A 26,773-nucleotide genomic window follows, 5' to 3' on the forward strand; every position below is an offset into this window, starting at 1 on the left:
ATTAGTACTCCGTCAATTCAAAGGCACCTGACTCTTTCTCATAAGCAAGGTGTTGCTCAGAAAGTGGTGTGATAAATTCGATATTGAAGTCGGTATTTTTTTCGACCAATTGACGGGCTTGGATGCGACCTTCGCGTTCATTTGGTGCGTCGATGTCAAGATACAGTGCATGTGTCGTTTCACGACGAGGGTTTCGGTCTTTTGTTTCCTGATAAAAAACTTTGTAAATCATGAAGTAATTTTCCTTTCATTATTTCGGTCCATTTTGTTGGTTGCTAAGGAGTGCAATCACTAGAGTTTCCTACTCGCAACTAGTAGACCTGATTCGATACAATTAATTATCATTATATCATAAATTCGCCTGTAAGTAAAAGATCCACCCGTCAAGACGAGGAAGGGGTGTCCCTATAATAGCTTGGTATTTCGATGGGTTTTTCTGTGATGCGATCCTTCCTTTCGGGAACAGTTTCACTGGGATTTGAAGGGAATTTGTAGTATAATATAATGCAGTTCAAGAGGAGTAGGAAATGAAATTATTAGCATTTGATACCTCGAGTAAGGCTCTTTCTGTAGCGATTTTAGAAGATGAGACTCTACTTGCAGAAACAACACTCACCATTAAGAAAAACCATAGTATGACCTTGATGCCGACCATCGATTTTTTGATGCAACAAATTGACTTGACACCCAAGGAGTTGGACCGCATCGTGGTGGCAGAGGGTCCTGGGAGCTATACAGGTCTGCGGATTGCAGTTGCGACCGCAAAGACGCTGGCTCACACCTTAAAGATTGACTTGGTTGGGGTCTCAAGCCTCTTAGCCCTCGTGCCGGAAGATCTGGAAGGCTTGGTAGTACCCATTATGGATGCTCGTCGGAACAATGTCTATGCAGGCTTTTACCAAGGAGATCAACTGATCGCACCAGAAGGGCATTTTCCGTTTGAAGAGGTATTAGAGCGTGCAGCGACGAGTGACAAGGTTACCTTTGTCGGAGAGGTCACAGCATTTGAGGAGCAGATTAAAACTCGCCTGCCAAAGGCTACTTTCTCTGAAACCCTGCCAGATGCTGTGAAAATCGGACGTCTCGGCCTCAAACAAGCACCTGCTAGCCTCCATGATTTTGTTCCCAATTATCTCAAACGGGTCGAAGCAGAGGAAAATTGGCTCAAAGACCACACGGAAACGACGACCTCTTACATTAAGCGTCTATGATGAAAGGAACAATCAAGAAAGGGAGCGTCCAGGATGCAGTCGCCATTCTCGCTGTGATGGAAGATGTCTATGGCCACAGTCCCTGGAAGCTAGAGCAGATTGAAGCCGATATAGAGCAGGAATCGACCTCCTATTTCCTAGCTATGGATGAGGGACAAGTCCTTGGGTTTGTCGCTCTTCAAGAGACACTCTATGAAGCCGAGGTCTTGCAGATTGCGGTTAAGCGCGCCTTTCAGGGGCAAGGCCTAGCTCAGCAGTTACTCGCGCAGTTACCGGATCAAAAAGAGATTTTCTTAGAAGTGCGCGTGTCCAATCAACCGGCCCAAGGCCTATACAAAAAAATGCATTTTGAAGAAATTGCGCGGAGGAAAAATTACTATCACGATCCCATAGAGGATGCCGTGATCATGAAGAGGAACTCAAATGAAAGATAGATATATTTTGGCTTTTGAGACATCGTGTGATGAGACCAGTGTGGCTGTCTTGAAAAATGACGACCAACTCTTGTCCAATGTCATTGCCAGTCAAATCGAAAGTCACAAGCGTTTTGGTGGAGTGGTACCTGAGGTAGCTTCCCGTCACCATGTAGAAGTCATCACCGCTTGTATCGAAGAAGCCCTAGAAGAAGCAGGGATTACAGAAGATGAGGTCACGGCTGTAGCTGTTACTTACGGCCCAGGCCTGGTTGGTGCTCTTTTAGTCGGCTTGGCTGCAGCTAAGGCCTTTGCCTGGGCCCATGATGTCCCTTTGATTCCAGTCAATCATATGGCGGGGCACTTGATGGCTGCTCAAAGCGTCGAGCCCTTAGAATTTCCGCTCTTAGCTTTGCTAGTGAGTGGAGGACATACAGAGCTGGTCTACGTCAGTGAAGCGGGGGATTATAAGATCGTCGGAGAGACCCGTGATGACGCCGTAGGAGAAGCTTATGACAAGGTAGGGCGCGTGATGGGCTTGACCTATCCAGCAGGTCGTGAGATCGATCAGCTAGCCCACCAAGGATCTGATATCTACGATTTCCCACGAGCCATGATCAAAGAAGACAATCTGGAATTTTCTTTCTCAGGGCTCAAATCAGCCTTTATCAATCTGCACCATAATGCGCAACAAAAAGGAGAAAGCCTCTCAAATGCAGACCTGTCAGCGAGCTTTCAGGCCGCCGTCTTAGACATTCTCATGGCCAAGACCAAGAAGGCTCTGGAAAACTATCCGGTCAAAACCCTAGTCGTTGCAGGTGGAGTCGCAGCCAACCAAGGCCTTCGTGAACGCTTGGCTTCTGAAATCACGGATGTCAAGGTCATCATTCCCCCTCTGCGCCTCTGCGGGGACAATGCAGGGATGATTGCCTATGCCAGCGTCAGCGAATGGAACAAAGAAAACTTCGCAGGCTGGGATCTCAATGCCAAACCAAGCCTAGCCTTTGAAGGAATTGAATAAGTGTATGCTAGCCATTTGGATGAAAGAATCTAGATGGCTTTTTTGTTGTAATCTCACCAACTAGTAGCGGATTTGCGATTGGCAAGAAAATTCGGTATGATAGAGGGAATAAAAGATTGGTGGAAGAGAGGGAGTTGAAAGAAACAGGATTGGATCAAGTTTGGGGTTGCTTATAACAATAGGAATCTGGACTGAGAATATGTTATTTATAACATTAACCATTTTTGGAAGGTTTAGTTGGAGTCAACTAGGCCTTTTTTGTTATCTTGGATAGCAAGTGAAGGGATTCAGCTGGCTCGGATTTTTCTACTGAGTGGGACTTTCTATCAATTGATCGATTTCTCATTTTTTATACCATTTAGTTCTTGCAAGATATACAATATTTTGATATATTAATGGTGCTAATGTATTTGGATGTTTTATCATGTAAGTGGTGCCATGTGTGAGGAAGGAGTATGGCTGCGGCAGAAAATGCAACCGCTTACTTTTGAAATGAAAGGGAAAGCTAATGAAAAAATGTTTTTTTGAAAGAAGATGCAAATACAGCATTCGTAAATTTTCGTTGGGTGTTGCATCTGTAATGATTGGTGTGGCTCTATTTGGAGCAGGAACAGCACTTGCGGATACGCCTACGTCGGGTTCTATTGACAACTTACCGCCTGACTTGGCGTCTGCTTTGGCAAGTGCCGAGGATCATGGACGAGAAGTTGAGATACCAAAAGCTGAGGAGCCTCAAGCTTCTCCTGAGGTGGTGGAAGCTCCAAAAACGGAAAACATAGCTGAAAAGGAAGCTACACCAACACCTGCTTTAGACAAACTCCCCGAAGAAGTTCGTGGAAAGCTAGAGAATGTAGAAGACCATGGCCGAACAACCTCCAAAGAGGATTTGGCAAAAGAGGACAAGGGGTTAGTGCCAGACGATGTCGCAAGAACCAAGAATGGGGAATTAAACTACGGAGCAACCGTTGAAATCAAGAGTGCTGCTGGGACAGGAAGTGGAATTGTCATTGGTAAAAATCTTGTTTTGACTGTTTCGCATAACTTTATCAAGGATGTTCCGGATGGAAATAATCGTAAGGTAGCCGATAATATCGATCGGGATGGGGATGTGTATCGCATTTCCTATGAAGGGGTGCCAGACGTCGCATTTAGCAAAAATGATGTCCATCACTGGGATCGTGAAGGTTTCCTAAAGGGCTATAAGAATGACTTGGCAATCGTTAAGCTCCGTTTGCCTCTAGCCAATGCGCCTGTGGAAGTCACAGACCAACCGGCAAAGACAAAAGTCGGAGATAAGGTTCACGTCTTTGGCTATCCTACTGGGAAACTCTCTCCAATCTTGAATACGACGGTTGAAGCGTTGAATGATTATGGAGAAGGAGTTCGTGGAATCAGCTATCAAGGTAGTGAACCAGGTGCGAGTGGCGGTGGTATCTTTGATGAAAATGGAAAATTGATCGGTGTTCACCAAAATGGTGTGGTTGGGATTCGTAGTGGAGGAATTCTCTTTTCACCAGCCCAGCTTGAATGGATTCACAATTTTATCAAGGGAATTGAAACTAGTAAACCAGCGGGTCTAGACGCTATGGATAAACAGGTTGAGGATAAGAATAACAAACCAAAAGTGGACAAGCCAACGGAAGAAAAACCGAGTGAGTCGAAGCCTGTGACGAACCAACCAACTCCATCTAAGGTAGTGACACCCGAGTGGAAGACGGTCGAAAAGAAAGAGCAACAGGGAACCGTCACCATTCAGGAAGAAAATGGTGTTCGCTACAATCAGCTTGCCTCTACAGCACAAAATGACAATGCGAAAAAACCAGCCTTGTTTGAAAAAGAAGGCCTCTCAGTGGATGCCAATGGCAATGCGACGGTTGATTTGAACTTCAAAGAAGAATCTGAAACTGGGAAAGCACGTTTTGGAGTCTTTATGAAGTTCAAAGATACGGAAAACAACGTGTTTGTCGGTTATGATCAGGGCGGATGGTTCTGGGAATACAAGACGAACGGGAGTGGTCTTTGGTACCAAGGAAGCCGTGTAGCTGCTCCAGTTAATGGTTCTAGCAACCATTTGACCATCAGTCTTAAGTCAGACGGCCAGCTCAATGCAAGCAACAACGATGTGAAATTGTTTGATACGGTGACCTTGCCTTCTGCTGTCAATGACAAGCTAAAGAGTGAGAAGAAGATTCTGCTAAAGGCTGGAACTTATAACGCAACTGAAAGAACGATTGTTAGCGTCAAGACAGACAATCAAGAAGGAGTGAAATCAGACCAGGCTCCGGCCAAAAAGGAAACGGGTGATCCGGTTGATGATCAGCATGTAGCCTATGATACCATTGCTTCAAGTGTGCTGAAGGCAGTGATCGACCAAGCCTTTCCACGGGTGAAAGAATACACACTGAATGGTCACACACTTCCAGGTCAAGTCCAACAACTCAAGAAAGTCTTGATCAACAATCATGAAGTGACTCCAGAGGTAACGTATAAGAAGATCAATGCAGAGACTGCTGAATACGATATGAAGCTCCGGGATGAGGAGAACCTGATCAATGCGGATCTGACCGTTTGTTTGCAAGTGGTGGACAATCAGTTGCATTTTGATGTGACAAAGATTGTGAACCACAACTCAGTGACGCCAGGTCAAGCAATTGATGATGAACGAAAACTCCTTTCTTCCATCAATTTCCTTGGGGATGCCTTGGTCTCTGTGTCGAGCGATCAAGCTGGAGCTAAGTTTGACGGGGCAACCATGTCAAATAACACCCACATCAGTGGAGATGACCATATTGCTGTTACAAATCCGATGAAAGCTCTGGCTAAGGGGTACATGTATGGCTTTGTTTCGACGGATAAGTTAGCTGCAGGTGTCTGGAGCAATTCTCAAAATAGTTATGGTGGTGGATCCAGCGACTGGACCCGTTTAACAGCCTTTAAACAGACGGTTGGAACGGCCAATTATGTTGGAATTCAAAGTTCAGAGTGGCAATGGGAAAAAGCTTATAAGGGCATTGTTTATCCAGAATATACTAAAGAATTACCTAGCGCAAGGGTTGTCATCACTGAAGATGCCAATGGGGATCAGAAGGTAGACTGGCAAGACGGAGCGATTGCTTATCGGAGTATTATGAACAACCCTCAAGGTTGGGAAAAAGTTAAAGATATTACAGCTTATCGGATTGCCATGAACTTCGGTTCACAGGCTCAAAACCCATTTTTAATGACACTTGATGGCATCAAGAAAATCAATCTAAACACAGATGGTCTCGGACAAGGTGTACTGTTGAAAGGGTATGGTAGTGAAGGCCATGATTCGGGGCATTTGAATTATGCGGATGTTGGAAAGCGGATCGGTGGGGTTGAGGATTTCAAAGCCTTGATTGAGAAAGCAAAGAAATATGGAGCTCATTTGGGTATCCATGTGAATGCTTCTGAAACCTATCCTGAGTCGAAGTACTTTAGTGAAAATATCCTTCGTAAGAATCCTGATGGTAGCTATAGCTATGGTTGGAACTGGTTAGACCAAGGGATTAATATTGATGCTGCTTATGACTTAGCCCATGGTCGTTTGGCCCGCTGGGAAGAGTTGAAGAAAGAATTAGGTGACGGTCTAGACTTTATCTATGTGGATGTCTGGGGCAATGGTCAATCTGGTGATAATGGTGCCTGGGCAACCCATGTGCTTGCAAAAGAAATTAACAAGCAAGGCTGGCGCTTTGCGATTGAGTGGGGCCATGGTGGCGAATACGACTCGACCTTCCAACACTGGGCAGCGGATTTGACTTATGGTGGCTATACCAATAAAGGAATCAACAGTGCGATTACTCGCTTTATCCGCAACCATCAAAAAGACTCTTGGGTGGGGGATTACAGGAGTTATGGAGGTGCTGCAGATTATCCACTTCTAGGTGGCTACAGCATGAAAGATTTTGAAGGTTGGCAAGGACGGAGTGATTACAATGGCTATGTGACCAATTTGTTTGCTCACGATGTCATGACCAAATACTTCCAACATTTCACTGTTAACCAATGGGAAAATGGAACACCGGTGACGATGACGGATAATGGTGCGACTTACAAGTGGACACCGGAAATGAAAATTTCCTTGGTTGACGCGGATGGTCATCAAGTCGTGATCACGCGCAAATCAAATGATGTCAATAGCCCGCTTTACCGTGAACGGACGGTCACCCTCAATGGTCGTGTGATTCAAGATGGTTCAGCTTATTTAACGCCTTGGAACTGGGATGCAAATGGTCAGAAGCTTCCTGCTGATAAGGAAAAGATGTACTACTTCAATACAGAAAATGGTGCAACAACCTGGTCACTTCCGAGTGATTGGGCAAATGGCAAAGTTTACCTTTACAAACTCACGGATCAAGGTAAAACTGAAGAACAAGAAGTAGCTGTGAAAGATGGTAAGATTACCCTCGATCTACTGGCCAATCAGCCTTATGTCCTCTACCGCTCCAAACAAACTAATCCAGAAATGTCTTGGAGTGAAGGAATGCATATCTATGACCAAGGATTTAACAGTGAATCATTGGATCATTGGAAGATTACTGGCGATGCTTCTAAGGCTGCCATTGTCAAGTCTCAAGGGGCCAATCAAATGCTGCGCATAGGGGGCAATACGAAAACAGTGAGTCTAACGCAAACATTGACCGACTTGAAACCAAATACGAGATATGCCGTGTATGTCGGTGTGGACAACCGGAGTGATGCCAAAGCCAGTCTCACAGTCAATACGGGTGAAAAAGTGGTCACAAACTACACCAACAAGTCACTCGCCCTCAACTATGTGAAGGCCTACGCTCACAACACTCGCAGGGACAATGCCACTGTGAATGATACCAGCTATTTCCAAAACATGTATGTCTTCTTCACCACAGGTAAGGATGTCTCCCACGTGACCTTGACACTGAGTCGTGAAGCTGGTAGCGAAGCGACTTACTTCGATGAAATCCGGACCTTTGAAAATCAATCCAGTATGTATGGGGATGGTCATGATACGGCGACAGGTGTCTTCAAGCAAGACTTTGAAAATGTAGCTCAAGGAATCTTCCCATTTGTCATAGGAGGAATCGAAGGGGTCGAAGATAACCGGACCCACTTATCTGAAAAACATGAACCATATACCCAACGTGGTTGGAATGGTAAGAAAATAGATGACGTCATCGAAGGTCACTGGTCTCTCAAGACAAATGGCCTGGTCAGCCGACGCAACTTGGTCTATCAAACCATTCCTCAAAACTATCGCTTTGAAGCTGGTAAGACTTACCGGGTTAGCTTTGATTACGAAGCGGGCTCTGATAATACCTATGCCTTTGTCATCGGTCACGGTGAATTCCAATCGGGTCGTCGTGGCACGAAAGCTAGTGAGTTGGAACTCCATGAACTAGCCAATTCTTGGACGGATTCAAAGAAAGCGAAACGGGCTACCTTCCTTGTCACTGGTGCAGAAACAGGCGATACTTGGGTCGGTATTTATTCGACTGGAAATCCAAGTAATACCCACGGAGATGCTGGTGGCAATGCCAACTTCCGTAGCTACAATGACTTTATAATGGATAATCTTCAAATCGAAGAAATTACTTTGACAGGCAAGATGCTGACAGACAATGCTCTCAAAAACTATCTGCCAACGGTGGCTATGACGAACTATACCAAAGAAAGCATGGATGCTTTGAAAGAGGCAGTCTTCAACCTCAGTCAAGCAGATGACGAGATTAGTCTTACAGAAGCTAAGAGTGAAATTGCCAAAGTTCAGGCTCTGAAGGATGCCTTGGTCATGAAGAAGACATCTCTTGTTGCAGAGGATTTTGAAAGTCTAACAGGTCCAGCCCAAGATGGTGAGGGTCTTGAAAATGCCTTTGATGGCAATTTATCAAGTCTCTGGCATACTTCTTGGAGTGGTGGAGATGTTGGAAAACCAGCGACCATGGTTTTGAGAGAAGCTACAGACATTACGGGCTTCCGTTATATTCCACGCGCTTCTGGTTCAAATGGAAACTTGAGAGATTTAACGCTTGTGGTAACAGATGAAACTGGCAAGGAACATTCTTTCACAGCTAGTAATTGGGCTGATACGAACAAACCGAAAGAAATCACCTTTGGTCAGACCATTAAAGCAAAGAAAATTGTCTTGACGGGAACGAGAACCTATGGTGATGGTGGCAATCAGTACCAATCAGCAGCGGAACTGGTCTTCATGCGTCCTCAAGTTGCAGAAACACCTTTAGATACAGCACCTTATGATGCTGCTCTAGCCAAGGCCCAAACCTTGACGGATAAAAGTAAGCAAGAAGAAGTAGCCAGTGTCGTTGCGAGTATGGCATTTGCAAGAGAGCACCATCTCCTAACCAGTCGAATGGTAGACTATTTTGCAACTTACCTCAATCAATTGCAAGCTCCTATGAGCAGCAAGGGAGATGAAGCAGCACCAGTGGTTGAGATCCCAGCATTCACGGGTGGAGTCAATGGTGCTGAAGCAGCCGTCCACGAAGTCCCAGCCTATACAGAAACAGTTGGAACCGTGGGAGAGGAAGCCGCACCAGTGGTTGAGATCCCAGCATTCACAGGTGGAGTCAATGGTGTTGAAGCAGCTGTCCACGAAGTTCCAGCCTATACAGAAGCAGTCGGAACAGTGGGAGATGAAGCAGCACCAGTGGTTGAGATCCCAGCATTCACGGGCGGAGTCAATGGTGTTGAAGCAGCCGTCCACGAAGTTCCAGAGTTCAAGGGAGGCGTGAATGCGGTCCAAGCAGCACAAAACGATCTTCCGGCCTACACAGGTGGTGCCAATGGCCTTGAAGCAGCCGTCCTTGACTTGCAAGCTTACAAGCAGCCTGAAAACGAATCGTATCAAAGCAATCTCACATCCCCTAAACAAAACTTGCACTTGTTGAATGATCCTGCAACAGGTGTGATGGTGATTGGTCGAGACAGTGAATTAGGAACAGCTACTAAAGTCCATGTTCAAAGAGTGATGGATCAAGCCTTGCAAGGCAAACGCTATGATGCCTATGCGATCCAACTGCTTGACCCAACGCATACCCGTGTGGAACCAACTGGTGCTGTTCTAGTCCGTTTGCCGCTTACTGGAGCTGTTGAAGCCCTTTACGATCTGACAACAAACGAGACTGTGGGCTTCACGCTGAAAGGTGATTGGCTGGAATTTACAACGACTCATTTAGGAACTTATGCGGTGGTCTACAAAGAAATGACAACCTCCATGACAGGTGAATCTTCACCAAGCCTTGCTACAGAGATGAAAGGAGAAGACAAGGCGATGCTTCCAGCAACAGGTGAAGCAGCCTCCTCTGCCCTCTTCCTAGCAGGCCTGAGTCTAGGAGCAACGGCCCTCTTTATGGCCAAGACGAAAAAAGAATCTTAGGAGAATCTAGGATTCGAAACAGGGAGCGAGGCGAATCCAAATCTCGATTCGTTCTGTCCCGCTCCCTTTTTGAAATATAAAAATGATAGCGCTTACGATACCTTGCTATTCTGATGAAAGGTGATGGAAACATGAGTAAAAAGGGATTTGAAAAACGATGCTATTATAGTATTCGCAAATTTGCAATCGGTGCAGCCTCTGTGATGATTGGGGCTAGTTTCTTTGGTGTTGGTGTGGTAGAGGCAGCAGAAACTCAAGCCAGTCCTGAAACAGAAGGGACGATCACACAGGTTCAACCGATGGAGACGTTGCCTTCTGAAGTCGCTAACTTACTAAAAAAAGCTGATTCTGAGGCAACTCAGGGGAATCCCACGTCTTCTGAAACTAAAGACCAGGCTGACAGTCCAACAACGGAAACGCCACAAGAAACACCAAAACCTGTGGTGAAACCAACTGAAACAGTTAGCCCAGTAGCATCTGTAGCAGCACCTGTTACCCCTCCGGTAGTGAGCCCAAGTCAGCCAACTGTCACAGATCTAGAAGATCGTCCAGACCGGAATCATCTAGAAGGGGCGCGGGCAACTGCTAGCAATCACGAAACTGGAACCAACTTCACAGCGGATAAGGCAGTCGATGGCAATAGCGATACACGCTGGGCTACCGACCGAGATGCAAAAAATCCAAGTATCGAGCTTACCCTTCCTAAGACAAGTTTGATCAAGCATGTGGAAATTGACTGGGACCGGCGCCTCAGAGGAGGACAAAACGATCCAAATATCACTTCTTGGAATCTCTACTATGCTGGTGTTGATGATGTCAATGATCATGGTGAAAAACGCTGGCAACTGGCCCATCAAAAAACAGGGAATCCTGTCTTAGATGAAAAGGTAGATTTGAAAACACCGATTTTGGCCAAGTATCTCAAACTGGAAGTGACGGATTACCAAGCTGGTAGTATGCAATGGAAAAATGTAGGGATCCAAGAAATTCGTGCCTATTCCAATATTCCTGACCAAAGCAGGCCAACCAGTATTCGGCAAGTAAATGAACTTAGCCTAGCAGAAAATGGTCATTCCTTGGTTTTGCCAACCCTTCCAGGCCAAGTTCGCCTGATTGGTAGTAACAAGCAGGGAGTGATTGATCTTGAAAATAAGATCTATACACCATTGACAGATCAACACGTCAAAGTGATGGTGGAACAAACAAACGAAGGACGTACCCTGACCAAAGAATTTGAAGTCGTTGTTAAAGGCTTGCATCAAAATGAAGGTGTGGGTGTAAAACCGACAGTAGCACCAGCAGTACAACAATGGTTTGGTAGAGAAGGAAAAACGTCTATTACAGCAGATACGGTGATCTCAGTGGGGGATTCTGGATTTGCTGAGGAAGCAAAATTCTACCAAGCGGACCTTGAAAGTCGTGGACTTGAACTGGCAACAGGCGATCAAGAAACTTCCAAACGCATTGTCTTTAAAAAAGTAGAAGACAAGGGCTATGGCAAGGAAGGGTATGGCATCACTATTCAGGATGGTGTGATCACTGTAGAAGCTGCCGACAAGGCAGGAGCTTTTTACGCCACTCGGACACTGCTTCAAATGGGGGAAAAAGACCTACAAAATGGGGAAATCCGTGACTTCCCAAGCTACAGCTACCGTGGTTTTATGCTGGATACAGGTCGCAAATTTATCCCTTATGATACAGTAGTAGATATCATGCTCAACATGGCCTACTATAAGATGAACGACTTGCAATTGCACTTGAATGACAACTATATTTTCCTAAAAGATCATCTGGCTGGTAAACATCTGAGCCCAGAAGAAGAGTTGAACTATGTCTTAAAAACTGCTAAGACAGGTTTCCGAGTTGAGACAGATATTGTAGGTGCCAATGGGGAAAAACTCACTTCAGACCAGCACTATACCAAAGAAGAGATGCAACAGTTGATTCAACTGGCCAAAGCCTTGCATATCAACCTCGTACCCGAAATTGACACGCCCGGTCATGCTTTGTCCTTTGTCAAGGTTCGGCCAGACCTCATGTATAAGGGTAGTTTGAGTGATTACAGGGGCAAGCACAATGTAGAACGTGTGGCTATGTTGGATTTGGATAGCAAATATGATGAAACCCTAGCTTTTGTCAAATCCGTCTATGACAAGTTGCTGGATGGAGAAGATGCACCACTTCACGGGGTGTCAACCGTTCATATCGGGACAGATGAATATTACGGAAATCGAGAAAGTTATCGTCGGTATGTCAATGATTTGATCCAATACATCAAATCTAAAGGCTATACCCCACGAATTTGGGGATCTCTCAGTGCCAAGAGAGGACACACGCCAATAGACTTAAATGGTGTTGAAGTGGACATTTGGAGCATCGGTTGGCAACAACCGAAAGAAGCGATTGCCCAAGGTGCCAAGGTGATTAATATCACAGATATTCCAACTTACAGTGTCCCAAATGGGAACAACCAGCAAGGAGCTTATGGAGATTATGCCAACTATGAACTCCAATACAACAGCTGGACACCAAGTGACTTCAGGACTGGCCATGGCCCATTGTTAGAGGCCTCAAATCCAAGCATTCTTGGTGGAGGTCATGCACTTTGGAATGACAATATTGACCTTCGTGAAACAGGTCTCACGTCTTACGATCTCTTTAAACGCTTTTTCAAGAGCATGCAAACTACTGCAGAGCGTACGTGGGGATCCGATCGTGCGAGTGCAAGCTATGCTGAACGAGTCCTACCAGCCAGTATCTATGCACCACAAACCAATCCTGATAAGACCGTAGAAGCAGGTGCCCTCTTTAACATCACACCAGAAACGATTGAAAACTATGCCAGTAAGAAAGTGTCGACCCATAATGATGGCTTAGCCTTTGAAAAAGATAGTCGGATCAATGGTTTAGCTGGGGATGTTGGTCCTAGTCATGTCTTGAAATTCGATGTGACAGTGACAGGAGATGGTGAGCAAACCTTCTCAAGTAGTGGGGACAATAAGATCTACCTCGCAGACAAGGATGGCTATCTGGCTTATACCTTTGAGCAATTCCATATTCAATTCAACAAAAAACTGGAAAAGAATAAACGTTACCAGATCGCTGTGGTTACCAAACCTCAATTGACCGAAGTATATGTAAATGGTGAACAAGTAGAACGCTTGGCTGATCCAGCTGCACCTCGCTTAGCTTACAATAGCTTGGTCCTTCCTCTTGACACCATTGGTGGCTTCAAGGGCATCTTGCACAGTGCAGAGTTGACGGATGAAGCCTTTGTCAATCCACGCTTGATTCCAAATGATCACTTGACAGTGACTGCAAGCAGTCAAGAATTGCCTGGTACCGAAACAGAAGGGGCTATTGAAAAAGCCTTTGACAATGATCCAACGACCTTCTGGCATTCGAAATGGGCAGGATCTCAAGCCCCATATACGGTTACAATGAAGCTGAAAACAGCTGAAATGGTAAATGGGTTGACCTATCTTCCGCGTCCAAACGGGGGCAATGGAGTTGTCACTTCCTATGAAATCTATGCCCAAAAAGAAGGCCAAATGGTCAAGGTAGCTTCAGGAACTTGGGACACCAATGCCAAAGAAAAAACAGTCTCATTTGAAGCAGTTGATACTGATAAGGTAGAATTTAAGGTCCTAGCAGGTGTCGCAGGATTTGGCAGTGCTGCTGAAATCCATTTGCTCAAGCCACTTTCTAGTAGCAAACCAGAAGAGCCTGCTAGCCCAGAAAAACCTGAAACTCCAGAAAAGCCTAAAGTTGAGGAAATGGGTGATGGTACAACCGAACTCGCTGATAGTTTTGTAGCTAAGAAGCCAGCAAGTGATGAAGCGATTGCTGCTGCTGCCCAAAGTCAAGACTATCTCAAGAAAGAATACAAGGTCTTTCCAACCCCACAAAAAGTTACTTATGGTGAAGGCGTTACCAAGCTTCATCAACAAGTCAATCTTGTCATGGGGAATCAATTGGATATCTATACGCGCAACCGCTTGAAGAGTGTCTTGCAAACTCATCAAATCTCTTACACAAGTAGTCCAGCAGCAGTGGCAGGTGCAACGAACATCTACCTTGGTGTGCATGGGCAAAATTCCCAAGCCGAAAAAGAAATGCCAAATCTGTCTCAAGGACTCTTTGATAAGATTGATGCCTATGCCTTGTCTATCAAAGGAAATAGCATCTCGATCGTCGGTAAAGATACAGATGCTGTCTTCTATGGTTTGACGACTCTCAAACACATGCTGAATGAAAGTACAGCACCAGTCTTGCGCAATGTAACCGTCGAAGACTATGCTGACATTAAGAATCGTGGCTTTATCGAAGGCTACTACGGAAATCCATGGTCGAACGCTGATCGTGCAGAACTCATGCGCTATGGTGGTGACTTGAAGTTGACCCAATACTTCTTTGCACCAAAAGACGATCCATACCACAACAAGAAATGGCGTGAACTGTATCCAGAAGAAAAACTAGCTGAAATCCGTGAATTGGCGCGTGTCGGAAACCAAAACAAGACACGTTATGTCTGGACCATCCATCCATTTATGAACAACCGGATTCGCTTCGGAAATGATGCTGACTACCAAAAAGATCTGGAAACCATTAAGGCCAAGTTCACCCAGCTGATGGATGTCGGTGTTCGTGAATTCGGTATTTTGGCCGATGATGCGCCAAGTCCAGTAGGAGGCTACAATAGCTACAACCGCTTGATGAAGGACATGACTGACTGGTTGACTGAAAAGCAAGCGCGGTATGCAGGCCTTCGTAAGGATATGATCTTCGTACCTGCTCAATACTGGGGCAATGGCCGTGAAGCGGAGTTGCATTCACTCAATGAAAACCTTCCTGCCTCTACCACCATGACCCTTACTGGAGGTAAGGTTTGGGGAGAAGTATCAGAAGCTTTTCTATCCAACCTCAAGAACAACCTCACAGCGGGTGGCAAGACCTATCGTCCAGTGGCTCTATGGATCAACTGGCCATGTACAGACAACTCGAAACAACACTTGATTTTAGGTGGCGGTGAGAAATTCCTGCATCCAAATGTAGATCCTAGTCTCCTTTCAGGCATTATGTTGAATCCAATGCAACAATCTGAACCTTCTAAGATTGCCCTCTTCTCTGCAGCGCAATACGCATGGAAACAATGGAAGTCTGAAGAAGAAGCGAAGAAAGTAAACGATATGGCCTTTAACTTTGTTGAAACTGGTCAGTTTACAGAGAGTGATACCTCTAAAGCCTTCCGTGAACTCGGAAAACACATGATCAATCAAAATATGGATGGTCGTGTTGTGAAATTGGAAGAATCTGTAGAGTTGGCACCAAAACTAACTGCCTTTATGACCAAGTTACAAGCAGGGCAAGATGTTCGTGCAGAACGGGAGGAATTGCGTGGAGAATTTGCCAAACTAAAAGCCGCAGCGCAACTGTATAAAGCCTCTGGTGATAAAAAGATGGTAACTCAAATCCATTATTGGTTGGATAATACAATTGATCAGATGGATGCTCTGGGTGCCTTCCTTGATGGAACAGAAGCCATTTCAAAAAATGATGCTGCAAAACTTTGGGATAGTTACTACAAGGGCTTGAAGCTCTATGAACAATCCCAAACCTATACCTTCCACTATGTTGACCATGATGAAAGAGCAGAGTTAGGTGTTCAACATATCCGTCCATTCTTGCTTGGCCTCCGTGAAATCTTGGCATCAGAAGTTCAAAAAGCTCTGCACCCTGACCAAGTAATGAGTACCTTTATCACTAATCGTACAGGTGTAGAAGGTGGACTAGCAGAAGTGACAGATGGAGATCTAAGCACACATGCCTTGATCAAATCACCAAATAGTATCCAAACTGGCGATTACATTGGTCTGAAATTCAACAAGGCTGTGCCAATTCATACCTTGACCTTTGCAATGGGAACTCAAGCAAATCCACGTGATACCTTCAACGATGCCAAGGTTGAGTATCTCAATGAAAATGACCAATGGGTAGCACTGACAGATCCTCGCTACACTGGTAATGAGCCTCTCCTTCAATTTGAGAATCTCAATCTCAATGCCAAGGCTGTCCGGATGGTCGCTACTTCCGATCGAGACAATACTTGGTTTGCTGTGCGTGAAATTGCAGTTAACCGACCAGTCGAAGTGCATCGTAGCAAACAGAGTGCTACAGTGACGATTAGTCCAAATCTCATGTACAAGTACAATACGACAGTTGCTCAGATCACAGATGGCCGGGATAATACAGAAGCCATGTTTGCCAATGCCGATCGGACAGATACCACACCAGTGGATGCTTGGGTTCAGCTCGACTTGGGTGAAGTCAAACCAGTGACTAAGGTGCGTCTCGTTCAAGGTTCAAGCGATAAATTAGCCAGTGGTCTTTTGGAATATTCTACAGATGGCCATACATGGCAAGAATTGGATCGTTTATCAGGTGAGCAAACCAAAGAAATCGAAACTCCAATTTCAGCTCGCTACGTCCGTGTTCGTAACACCAAGAGTACCAATCTATGGTGGCGTATCGCTGACTTCTCCCTTGAAACCCGTTCTGGCAACAGCGAATTAACAGATACCAACGTTGCAAGTTTGAAATCCATTCCGGTATATGATAGCCTCGGCCGTTATGACCTGAAAATTCCAAGTGGTACCAAACTACCAGCCCATAGCTATTTGGGAATGAAACTGGATCGTCTTCATCAAGCTGAAAGTATCCAAGCAATCGGAATCGAAAATCCAGCCCTCCGCGTCGAGTACTCTCCAAATGCTCAAGAGTGGTATCCGGCTAGCCAAGTGACCGATCAGTCCTTGGTCCGCTATGCTCGTTTGGTCAATCAAACCGACCAAGAACAAGCAGTGACAGTAACTTCTCTACTTGTGAAGACCAAAGAAGTAGAACCAACCACACTAGATTCGACTTCTATGGGAATTGATGCCACTTACGGAAGCAATGACGTGCGCAAGCTCAAAAATTTGGACCAATTATTTGATGGTGTTTACAATAACTTCGTTGAATTCTCAGATTATGCCCATAAAGGTGGCCATATTACCCTGAAGCTTGGTAGCCAACGGGATATCAAGAAAATTCGAGCCTACATCCAAGACGGAACTCAAAACTATCTTCGAGATGGTAAGATCCAAGTCAGTCCAGATGGCAAGACTTGGACCGATGTTGTCAGCGTTGGAGATGGCCTTGCCAATGAAACAAGAGATGATTCCTTGACAGATGGCTGGACCCATGATTCTAAGATGCCAGGAAATCGCTACATCGAAGGAGAACTCACAAGTCCAGTCAAAGCCAACTATCTTCGTGTCCTCTTTACTGCTGATTACGATGCTCGCTTTGTCGGCTTTAGCGAATTAGTGATCAATGATGGTGAATTTGTAAAACCAATCAACGACCCAACCGTCCAAGGAAATAGTGGAGAAAGTCGAGGTAACCTCTACACCAATCTTGTTGATGGTAAGGTTTTGACGAGCTACAAGGCTGAAAAAGACCAAGGCGAACTGATTTACCACTTGTCAGAACCAACAGCTGCCAATCATATCCGCCTCGTTTCAAGCCTTCCTCAAGAGGTGGTAGCGCATGTACTGGCTCGGACTTTGAAAGAAGATCGGACCGGAGCCTGGACAGATTTGGGAGCCATTACCACAAGCTTCCAAACCTTTGCCGTGCGAGACAAGGCGCCTTTGCTGGATGTCAAGCTCACATGGCAAGGAGGCAAGCCTGAGTTCTACGAATTAACGACCTTCCACCAAGACTTGACCGATCAACCGGTGGAAACTACCCCAGCTCCGAAACCTGAGTTCCCTACGAGCAGTAAGGGAGATGAAGCAGCACCAGTAGTAGAAGTTCCAGAATTCACAGGCGGAGTCAATGGTGTTGAAGCAGCCATCCACGAAGTCCCAGCTTATACAGAAGCAGTTGGAACAGTGGGAGATGAAGCAGCTCCAGTGGTGGAAATTCCAGCATTCACAGGCGGAGTCAACGGTGTTGAAGCAGCTGTCCACGAAGTTCCAGCCTATACAGAAGCAGTCGGAACAGTGGGAGATGAAGCAGCACCAGTCGTTGAGATCCCAGTATTCACAGGAGGAGTCAACGCTGTTGAAGCAGCCGTCCTTGAAGTCCCAGAGTTCAAGGGAGGTGTGAATGCGGTCCAAGCAGCGCAAAATGATCTTCCGGCCTACACAGGTGGTGCCAATGGTCTTGAAGCAGCCGTCCTTGACTTGCCAGCTTACAAGTTACCTGAAACTGAGTCTAGTTCAAGCAATCTCAAATCCCCTCAACAAAACTTGCACTTGTTGAATGATCCTGCAACAGGTGTGATGGTGATTGGTCGAGACAGTGAATTAGGAACAGCTACTAAAGTCCATGTACAAAGAGTGATGGATCAAGCCTTACAAGGCAAACGCTATGATGCCTATGTGATCCAACTGCTTGACCCAACGCATACCCGTGTGGAACCAACTGGCGCTGTTCTAGTCCGTTTGCCGCTTACTGGAGCTGTTGAAGCCCTTTACGATCTGACAACAAACGAGACTGTGGGCTTCACGCTGAAAGGTGATTGGCTGGAATTCACAACGACTCATTTAGGAACTTATGCGGTGGTCTACAAAGAAATGACAACCTCCATAACAGGTGAATCTTCACCAAGCCTTGCTACAGAGATGAAAGGAGAAGACAAGGCGATGCTTCCAGCAACAGGTGAAGCAGCCTCATCTGCCCTCTTCCTAGCAGGCCTGAGTCTAGGAGCAACGGCCCTCTTTATGGCCAAGACGAAAAAAGAATCTTAGGAGAATCTAGGATTCGAAACGAGAGTGGGACAGAAATCGGTCATTCGTTAGAATTCGATTTCGTCGTCCCACCTCCGCTCAGTTGAGTAGGGCTGTAAAAGCTGATGAAATCAGCGTAGTAGAGCCCACTCAACCACTGTGTTTTGATCGACAATCCAAAAACAATTAAGAGGCTAGGACTTTTGTCCCAGCCTCATCCCCAAGAGGCTGGACTAAAACTGTCCAGCCTTCTTTTATCACAAAAGTCTTCTCTTGCCTTCTTTTTCTTATGCTATAATAGAAGTCAGTATGTTGTGTCTAGAAAAGGAGTGAGAGTATGGAAAAAGATTTTTGGCAGGGGGTGAGGGATGCGCTGCCGACAGCTCTAGGCTATATCAGTATCGGCCTGGCTTGCGGTGTGGTAGCGTCTCCCTATCTTTCTCCTTTGGAGATGGCCTTGATGAGTATTCTAGTCTATGCAGGCGCGGCTCAGTTTGCAATGATCTCTCTGATTGCAGCTCATTCTTCGATCCTCAATATGGCCCTGACGGTTTTTTTGATCAATCTCCGCAATATGTTGATGAGTCTGCATACCTCCTCTGACTTTAAGAATGCCAGTCTCGCTCATACCATTGGAATTGGAAGTCTCCTGACCGATGAGAGTTATGGGGTCTACTTGAGTGAGAAATTAAAGACAGATACCATCACAGTGCCCTGGATGCATGGAAACAATTTAGTAGGCTATGTAGCTTGGATCAGTGCCACTGTCCTTGGAACTGCCCTAGGATCTCTCCTGCCAGATCCAAAGGCCTTTGGACTTGATTTTGCCTTAGTAGCTATGTTTATTGGGATTTTCGCAGCCCAGTTTCAAGGTATGCAACTGACAGAAAAGACCAAGACCCTGCTCTTGGTGCTCTTAGCAGTAGCAGTGAGTTTCTTTCTCTTGCTCTTTGTGGTTGCCCAAGCTATTGCTGTTCTAGTTGCGACCTTGATTGGCTGTTTTGTGGGGGTGATTTGTGATGCACGTGAATAATGTTCTCTTTTTAGCCATACTCGTCTCAGCCCTAGTCACTTGGATTCCTCGGATCTTGCCCTTTGTCTTGGTCAAGTACAAGGGCCTGCCAGATCCTGTGACTCGCTTTCTCAAATACCTGCCCATTTCCATTATCTTTGCCTTGGTCCTATCAAGCCTAGCCACCGGGAAAATCGGTCACCTGCCCCAGTTCCACTGGTTAGAAATAGCGGTGACACTGCCCTGTCTTTATGTAGCTTTTCGTTCTAAAAATCTTATGGGAACCGTCTTGTTTGGAATTGTTCTCATGGCCCTCTTACGATTGGCATTTTAAATAGAAAAATATGTTACAAAAAAATTACAATTATTACAAAAAAACTTGATTTTTGTAATAAACGGAGTATAATGGGAATCAGAAAGAGAAAGAGGTGATCTTATGAAAAAAACAATCTTCCGTTGGGGTGCCGCTGTTCTGGTGGCTGCGTCACTTGGTTTGTCCCTGAGTGGCTGTGGATCAAAGGATCACAAAACATCCGCGTCCTCCTCGAAAGCATCGAGTAGCAAGGTTGTCAAAAAAACAAAAAGTAGTAGCAAGAAAGCTACAGAAGCTTCTTCCAAAGCAACAGAGACCAAGAGTTCATCTAGTCAAGCCAATGCTAGCAGCCCTGCAAAAGAGGCTAGCAAGACTGAAACCACACCTACCCCAAGCCAAGCCCCTGTCCCTGCAGAACTGGTGGGAACTTGGGTTGGATCTAGCCCACAAGCGGATGCGATTAAAATGACTGTCGATGCAAATGGGAATGTGACAACAGTGGTTAGCTTCAAAAATGATAGTGAACCAACTCGGACAGCGACCTATACAGCAAGAGCTGTCCAAGCAACTGGAAATATCTACTATTGGGATTCAGAAGGATTAGATGGAGCTGATGCCTTGCTTCCAGGGATCACAGGTCTAGGCGTAGCCAATTTCCGACTCGAACCTGGTTTTGTATTAGAAGAAGGTCACTATACACCGGTTGTGTTCACAGCACCTGTCAATACTCCATTTGACTACAACAAATACAATGATTTCCGCTTTTCATTAACTAAAGAACAATAAAAAGACGAACTCGATGGAAAATCGAGTTCGTTTCAGTTTTAAGACAAAGTCATTTTAAAAACTTTCCTTAGGTGAGTACGGACGTCAGCGAACTTCAAAGAAGTTCCATGACTAATTATTGAGCCTCTTCGCTCTTTAATTTCTGGGCTCAGGCTAAAACAGTTTCCCAAACTGTTTTACTCTCAATAATTCCGAGTGCCTGAAACAAAAAGTTTCAGGCACTTTTCTCACAGCGGAAAGTTTCGGCATTTTCTTGATTCATTCTAAGAACTGGACCACATTTATATTTCTTTGTAGAATTACTTGACTTATTTTACTTTAAAATAGTTTGTCATCATTCTAAGACGAGCTCGAACAAATCGAGTTCGTTTTTTAGTAATGAGGACTACCTGCTACCCAACCGGTACAGAGGGCGGATGTGATATTAAAACCGCCTGTATGGGCATTGATATCGAGGACTTCCCCAGCAAAGTGAAGACCAGAAACCAACTTACTTTCTAGGGTTTTCGGATTGATTTCTTTAAGACTGACGCCCCCTTTCGTCACAAAGGATTTGGCGAGAGACATCTTTCCAGTGACTTGGATGGGCATGGCTTTGATCTTTCGGATCAGCTCATCTTTCTGGGCAGGAGTCAGCTGCTTTACCTTTTCAGGGAATCCTTGTGCTAAGAAATCTGCTAGACGCTCAGGTAGCAAGGACTTAAGGGTATTTTTTATAGACTTTTCACGATGCTCTTCAAGAAAATCTATTAAATCTTGAGAAGAAGTAGTTGGCAGGAGATCCAGAGATAAGATCTCTCCGCCTTTAACAAAACTAGACATCCGAAGGGCTGCAGGGCCAGAAAGACCGAAATGCGTAAAGAGCAGGTCATGAGTGATCATGTGTTTGTCATAGCTCAGTGTGATATCTGTCAGCGAGATTCCTTGCAAGGCCTTATGGGGGAAATCTGTCAACAGAGGGCTCTCCGCTGCTTCCAGATCAGTAATGGTGTGCTTGAAGTGACGGGCAATCTCATATCCATAACCCGTAGAGCCAGTCGATGGGTAGGATTTACCCCCAGTTGTAACGACTAGCTTGTCAGCTGTCCACGTATGCTCAGAAGACTTGACGATAAAGACGTCCTCGGGCTTAGTGACAGATACCACCTCGCAGTTGTTCATTAGATTAGCACCAAGCTCCAGGATTTTATTTTCCAAGGCTTGAATAATAGTGCGAGATTGATCACTCGTAGGAAAGACCCGACCATGATCTTCGACTTTTAGCTTGACACCATTATCGGTGAAAAATTGGATGATATCTTGATTATCAAATTGGGAGAAGACACTGTAAAGGAAGCGGCCATTTCCAGGAATACCAGCCATCAGATCCTCTAAGGTCCCGTTGTTCGTGACATTACAGCGGCCTCCTCCGGTACCAGCGAGCTTCTTGCCCAGCTTTTTATTCTTTTCGATCAGCAGGGTGGATTGGCCATAAGATGCGCTGGCAATGGTCGCCATCATCCCAGCAGGACCGCCTCCAATGACAATAGTCTGATAGTGAGTCATATCAATCTTCTTTCTCTTTTTTTCATGATGTGCTTTGTCCATTATATCATTTTATAGAGGTCTTCGGAAAATGAAGGGATCAAAAAAACAAGCACCCGCAGATGCTTGTTTTTTCATAGGATTGATCTTCCGATTACATGATTCCAAGGAAGTAACGGATGAAGAAGAAGGCAAGGACAGCACCAACAAATGGAGCAGTACCTGGTACAAGAAGACCATATTGCCAGTCGTTGTTTACTTTATCTTTGATTGGTAAGATTTGGTAAGCAAAACGAGGTCCAAGGTCACGCGCTTGGTTCATGGCGAAACCTGTAGTACCACCAAGACCCATACCGATAGCCCAAACGATCAAACCAACAGTGAATGGAAGCATTGCTTCGTTGGCGTGTTCAGCAGCCATGATTGATGTCAAGAAGATAAATGTTGCGAACGCTTCGACGAAGTAGTTACGTGGAAGGTTACGGCAGTTTGGGTTAGTTGAGAAGATGTTACGGATAGCAACACCATCAATTTGACCTTCAGAAGCTTTAAAGTGATCAGCATACATAAAGTAAGCAATCAAAGCTCCAAGGAAAGCACCGATCATTTCAGCGATAGCGATTGGGAAGAATTGAGCAATAGTCAATTTACCAAGAAGGACTTTCAACAAAGCCATAGCAGGATTCATTGAAACGCCGCCAAAGACAACCAAGCAGACAGTGATACCGAATGCCCATGTAGTGATCGCGAATAAGTGTCCAGTTCCAGCATATTTTGTTTTCTTCAAAACGTCGTCACAGTGTACGCCAACCCCGAAGATAATCATCAAAGCTGTACTCATAACTTCTGCAAGTAATTGATGTGTCATGTTAATAAATGTCTCCTAAATTAATAAATATATTTTTGTAATTGGTGATAAACTTCTTGAATCGGCAACTGCATCTCCTTAGCAATACGCTGACAGTCTTCGTATTCAAGCGTCTTCTTAGTGATGGATCCGTACTGATTGATTTTAACCGTAACGGTTCCAAATTCTGTATCGATTTGTTCAAATCGACGTTGCATGACCTTGCGGTCAACTTGTTGGTATCGAAAACCAATGGTACTGGTTTCTTTGAACAAGAGGGTTGAAAAATCTTCCAGCTGGCTATTTTGAATCAAAAGCGTTAACTCAAAACCAGGACGATTCTTTTTCATAACGATGCTACGATAGTAGACATCCAAAGCGCCAGCATCCAAGAACCGATTGAGAATATAAGCCAGTTGTTCTGGTGTTTGATCATCAATCGTTGTGGTGATTTCAACGATGCGATCATCGGTGTGATGAACGATGGTCGTGCTATGTGAGGCGTCTTCCTTCAATAGCGAACCGCGTAAAGCATTGAATTTTCCGGTATCTCTTTTACCAAATCCGTAGCCGACACTTTGGATGGCAAAGTGGGATGGGATCGGTTCAAAGATCGGGTCCAATGCTTTCAAGAGGGCTAACCCTGTTGGGGTGATCAACTCTGTTTTGACGGTAAAGTCTTGAGTGATCGGAATGGTGGTTTCCTTTCTCAACTGCATGACAGCAGGAACTGGAACCGGCATTTCCCCATGGGCGACTGAGATCGTTCCACTTCCCTCTGTGAGAGGAGTGGAGTAGACTGTGTCGATTCCGAGCGATTCCACTAGGATGAAAAAGCTAACGATGTCGACGATCGAGTCAATGGCACCGATCTCGTGAAAATGGATCTGCTCAACAGGCATGTTGTGCACAGCTGCTTCAGCCTTTGCAATGTCAAGAAAGACTGCAAGGCTCTTTTCTTTCACAAAAGGACTCAACTGAGAAGCGACAATCAAGTCGTGGATGTCTGCATAACTGCGGGCATCTGCATGGGAATGTCCATGCTCATGATCGTGATGATGTTCGTGATCGTGATGGTGTTCGTGCTCATGATGATGTTCGTGATCATGAGCAAAATCGCCTTCAATCCCCGTATCTTTCTCCCCGTGGTGAAGGTGAACATCAAAATCAGTTCCCCAGATAGCGCTTTTAGCGATGCGATCAACGTGAAGGTGGAAACCATCGACTCCCAGTTTTTCGAGTTCGGAGCGAAGCAAGGTGACGTCTCCCCCAAGGTCAATCAATAGACCATTGAGCATATCGCCACTTATTCCAGAAAAAGGTTCTAAAAATAGACTGGTCATTCGTTTTCCTTTCGATTGTGGTTGAGTCGGTTGATCATACAAGCTGAATAAGCTGCACCAAATCCGTTGTCAATATTGACGACGGTGACTCCAGAAGCACAGGAAGTCAGCATACTCATCAAAGTCGTGAGTCCTTGAAGATTGCTTCCGTATCCGATACTAGTCGGTACGGCAATCACAGGCACATCCACAAGACCTCCAACAACGCTGACAAGAGCTCCTTCCATTCCAGCGATAACAATGACCACACTGGCTTTTTGGATCTCATCTAAGCGTCTGAAGAGGCGATGAATACCGGCAACTCCTACGTCATAGATCCGGTGGACCGCGTGGCCAAAGGTCTCTGCCGTTACGGCAGCCTCTTCGGCAACAGGAACATCACTGGTCCCTGCCGTCACAACGGCAATGTAGTGCTCCGCATCTACCTCTTCTTTTTGAGAGTTGAGAACGAAGCAGCGAGCTTCTGGATAATAGTGGCCGTTAGGAAAGAGCTGAGAAAGAGCCTCTCCCTTTTGGAGAGAGACCCTAGTTGCAAGGATCGGCAATTCCTTTTGTAGGAGGAATTGCATGATGCCTTCCATTTGCTCAACTGTCTTTCCTTCGCCGAAGATGACTTCAGGGAAGCCATTGCGGCGTTGCCGGTCAGTATCAATTGCTGCATACCCTAGTTCTTTCACGCCGTTAATTTGCTCCAGCGCATCCTCTACAGAGAGGTGGCCAGCTTGCAAGTCACGGAGTGTTTGTTCTAGATTTGGTTGAAAATCCATGGTCGATTTTATTCAACAACGACAGAGAGTCCGTCGCGGATAACGGTTACTTTCGCATCTTTTCCTTCACGAGCCAAGGCTTTTTCAAGTGCTTCGTCAAATGAAGTTGCAAGTTCCATATGCATACCTGTGATCAAAGCAGGGTCGACAAGGTCAGATACAAAGATAACATGGTGGTGTACCAAGATACGAGCCAAGATTTGAGAAGTCCATTGGTCTGGAACAGTTTCCAAACGAGGTGTATTGATGGCTTGTTCCAAGAATTCTTTTGGATCTTCTACCTCAGCAAGGTTACGATAGAATCCTTCTCCACCGTGACCATCCGCACATCCAGCAATCATGATGATCGTTCCGCCTTCTTTGTTTGAAGCTTCAGCAGCTGTCATCCCTTTAACGGCTTGGTAGATGTTTTGGTCAAGTGGGAAACCACCGTTTGTTGAAATCGTAATGTCGCTTTCGATCTTAGACACGTGTGCCAAGTCTGCAACAAATTCACAACCAACTTTGTGGGCTTCAACCATGTCCCCAGCGAAAGATCCGATGATGTGTTTTTCGCCGTCCAAGACAACATTGACGATGAAGGCCAATTTTGCAGTACGAGCAGCGTAAAGCATATCTTCGTGGATTGGGTTATGGTCAAGGTTACCAGTACGTGCTTTATCAGAGTTGATGAAGTCACCTGAGTGGTTCGCCATGATAGTCTTGTATGAAGCAATACCTGGAAGGACTGATTTACGTCCACCTGAGAATCCAGCAAAGAAGTGAGATTCGATGAATCCTTCTGCTAGCAACAAGTCAGCTTCAGCAGCAATCTTGTTGATGATACAATCCCCACCTGAAGGAAGTTGACCGATTTTAACCATGTCATCATCGTTTGTTGAAATGTGCATAACGATTTCTTCATTGTCAACGATTTCTTGGCCGTATTTGTTGATCAATTCTTCACGAGTTGAAGGACGGTGGAAACCAGTAGCAACCAAGATACGCACGCGTGCATCAGGGTTAACTGAGCGAATACGACGCAAAATGATTGGGGTAATGATATGAGAAGGTACAGGACGAGTGTGGTCAGAACTGATCAACACGATGTCTTTTTTACCTTTAGCGAGTTCTTCCAAAGATGGGCTGCCGATAGGGTTATCCAATGAACGTTCAACAGTTTCTTCTTCAGACAGTGGGTTATGGAAGTTTTCCGCTTTTGACTCTAACAAACCAGCAAAGTTTTCATCTGGAATCTTTGCAACAATCGTCTTTTTGTCGTACGGTAATTTAATTTCTACCATTATTTGCGATCTCCTTTATTAATACTGATACTTATAGTATAATTCTTTTTTAAAAGAGGTGTGTACTGTTTGTTGTTAAC

The 26,773-nt window shown here is 45.3% G+C and carries 14 protein-coding genes; 8 read left to right on the top strand and 6 right to left on the bottom strand.

Translation table 11 applies throughout. From position 1 onward, the window contains the following. Window position 1 precedes the first annotated feature (1 nt). Entirely contained in the window at window positions 2–232 is a 231-nt protein-coding gene (locus tag HA044_RS01690) for a DNA-directed RNA polymerase subunit epsilon (RefSeq protein WP_187538669.1), read from the bottom strand. Between the two features lie 295 nt (window positions 233–527). Between HA044_RS01690 and tsaB the strand changes: the two genes are divergently transcribed. The 8 genes from tsaB (at window position 528) to HA044_RS01730 (ending at window position 20,929) form a co-directional block, all read left to right on the top strand. Further along, window positions 528–1,211, top strand: a complete 684-nt coding sequence (gene tsaB / locus HA044_RS01695; protein ID WP_187538671.1) for a tRNA (adenosine(37)-N6)-threonylcarbamoyltransferase complex dimerization subunit type 1 TsaB — start codon at window positions 528–530, stop codon at window positions 1,209–1,211. Continuing rightward, on the top strand, window positions 1,208–1,645 hold the full coding sequence (gene rimI / locus HA044_RS01700; RefSeq protein WP_187538673.1) for a ribosomal protein S18-alanine N-acetyltransferase: 438 nt from the start codon (window positions 1,208–1,210) through the stop codon (window positions 1,643–1,645). The genes tsaB and rimI overlap by 4 nt, the downstream gene beginning before the upstream one ends. Next, complete coding sequence (tsaD, locus tag HA044_RS01705; protein WP_187538676.1) at window positions 1,635–2,645, top strand: tRNA (adenosine(37)-N6)-threonylcarbamoyltransferase complex transferase subunit TsaD; 1,011 nt, start codon at window positions 1,635–1,637, stop codon at window positions 2,643–2,645. The genes rimI and tsaD overlap by 11 nt, the downstream gene beginning before the upstream one ends. 508 nt (window positions 2,646–3,153) lie before the next feature. Further along, window positions 3,154–10,041, top strand: coding sequence for a SpGH101 family endo-alpha-N-acetylgalactosaminidase (locus HA044_RS01710; protein WP_187538678.1), 6,888 nt, complete (start codon window positions 3,154–3,156; stop codon window positions 10,039–10,041). Between the two features lie 131 nt (window positions 10,042–10,172). Continuing rightward, a complete protein-coding gene (locus HA044_RS01715; RefSeq protein ID WP_187538680.1) occupies window positions 10,173–18,839 on the top strand; it encodes an SIALI-17 repeat-containing surface protein in 8,667 nt (2,888 codons plus the stop codon). A gap of 316 nt (window positions 18,840–19,155) precedes the next feature. After that, the gene (locus tag HA044_RS01720; RefSeq protein WP_187538682.1) at window positions 19,156–19,851 is read left to right on the top strand and encodes an AzlC family ABC transporter permease; all 696 of its coding nucleotides are present in this window, start codon (window positions 19,156–19,158) and stop codon (window positions 19,849–19,851) included. After that, window positions 19,838–20,164 carry an AzlD domain-containing protein gene (locus HA044_RS01725; protein WP_187538684.1) on the top strand — a complete coding sequence of 109 codons (327 nt, stop codon included), beginning with the start codon at window positions 19,838–19,840 and terminating at the stop codon, window positions 20,162–20,164. The genes HA044_RS01720 and HA044_RS01725 overlap by 14 nt, the downstream gene beginning before the upstream one ends. A gap of 102 nt (window positions 20,165–20,266) precedes the next feature. Continuing rightward, window positions 20,267–20,929, top strand: a complete 663-nt coding sequence (locus tag HA044_RS01730; protein ID WP_187538686.1) for a hypothetical protein — start codon at window positions 20,267–20,269, stop codon at window positions 20,927–20,929. 372 nt (window positions 20,930–21,301) lie between these two features. Here HA044_RS01730 and HA044_RS01735 read toward each other — a convergent pair whose 3' ends face one another. The 5 genes from HA044_RS01735 to larA form a co-directional block, all read right to left on the bottom strand. Further along, entirely contained in the window at window positions 21,302–22,474 is a 1,173-nt protein-coding gene (locus HA044_RS01735; protein WP_187538688.1) for an NAD(P)/FAD-dependent oxidoreductase, read from the bottom strand. 133 nt (window positions 22,475–22,607) lie between these two features. Next, a complete protein-coding gene (larD, locus tag HA044_RS01740) occupies window positions 22,608–23,321 on the bottom strand; it encodes a D/L-lactic acid transporter LarD (RefSeq protein ID WP_187538690.1) in 714 nt (237 codons plus the stop codon). A gap of 20 nt (window positions 23,322–23,341) precedes the next feature. Next, window positions 23,342–24,643 carry a nickel pincer cofactor biosynthesis protein LarC gene (larC, locus tag HA044_RS01745; RefSeq protein ID WP_187538692.1) on the bottom strand — a complete coding sequence of 434 codons (1,302 nt, stop codon included), beginning with the start codon at window positions 24,641–24,643 and terminating at the stop codon, window positions 23,342–23,344. Next, window positions 24,640–25,410: a nickel pincer cofactor biosynthesis protein LarB gene (gene larB, locus HA044_RS01750; protein WP_187538694.1), complete on the bottom strand. Its 771-nt coding sequence runs from the start codon at window positions 25,408–25,410 to the stop codon at window positions 24,640–24,642. The genes larC and larB overlap by 4 nt, the downstream gene beginning before the upstream one ends. 8 nt (window positions 25,411–25,418) lie before the next feature. After that, the gene (gene larA, locus HA044_RS01755) at window positions 25,419–26,693 is read right to left on the bottom strand and encodes a nickel-dependent lactate racemase (protein WP_187538696.1); all 1,275 of its coding nucleotides are present in this window, start codon (window positions 26,691–26,693) and stop codon (window positions 25,419–25,421) included. Window positions 26,694–26,773 lie beyond the last annotated feature (80 nt).

Origin of the sequence: Streptococcus sp. IMAU 99161 (genome assembly GCF_014435245.1) — a bacterium.
GTDB classification, from domain to species: domain Bacteria; phylum Bacillota; class Bacilli; order Lactobacillales; family Streptococcaceae; genus Streptococcus; species Streptococcus lactarius.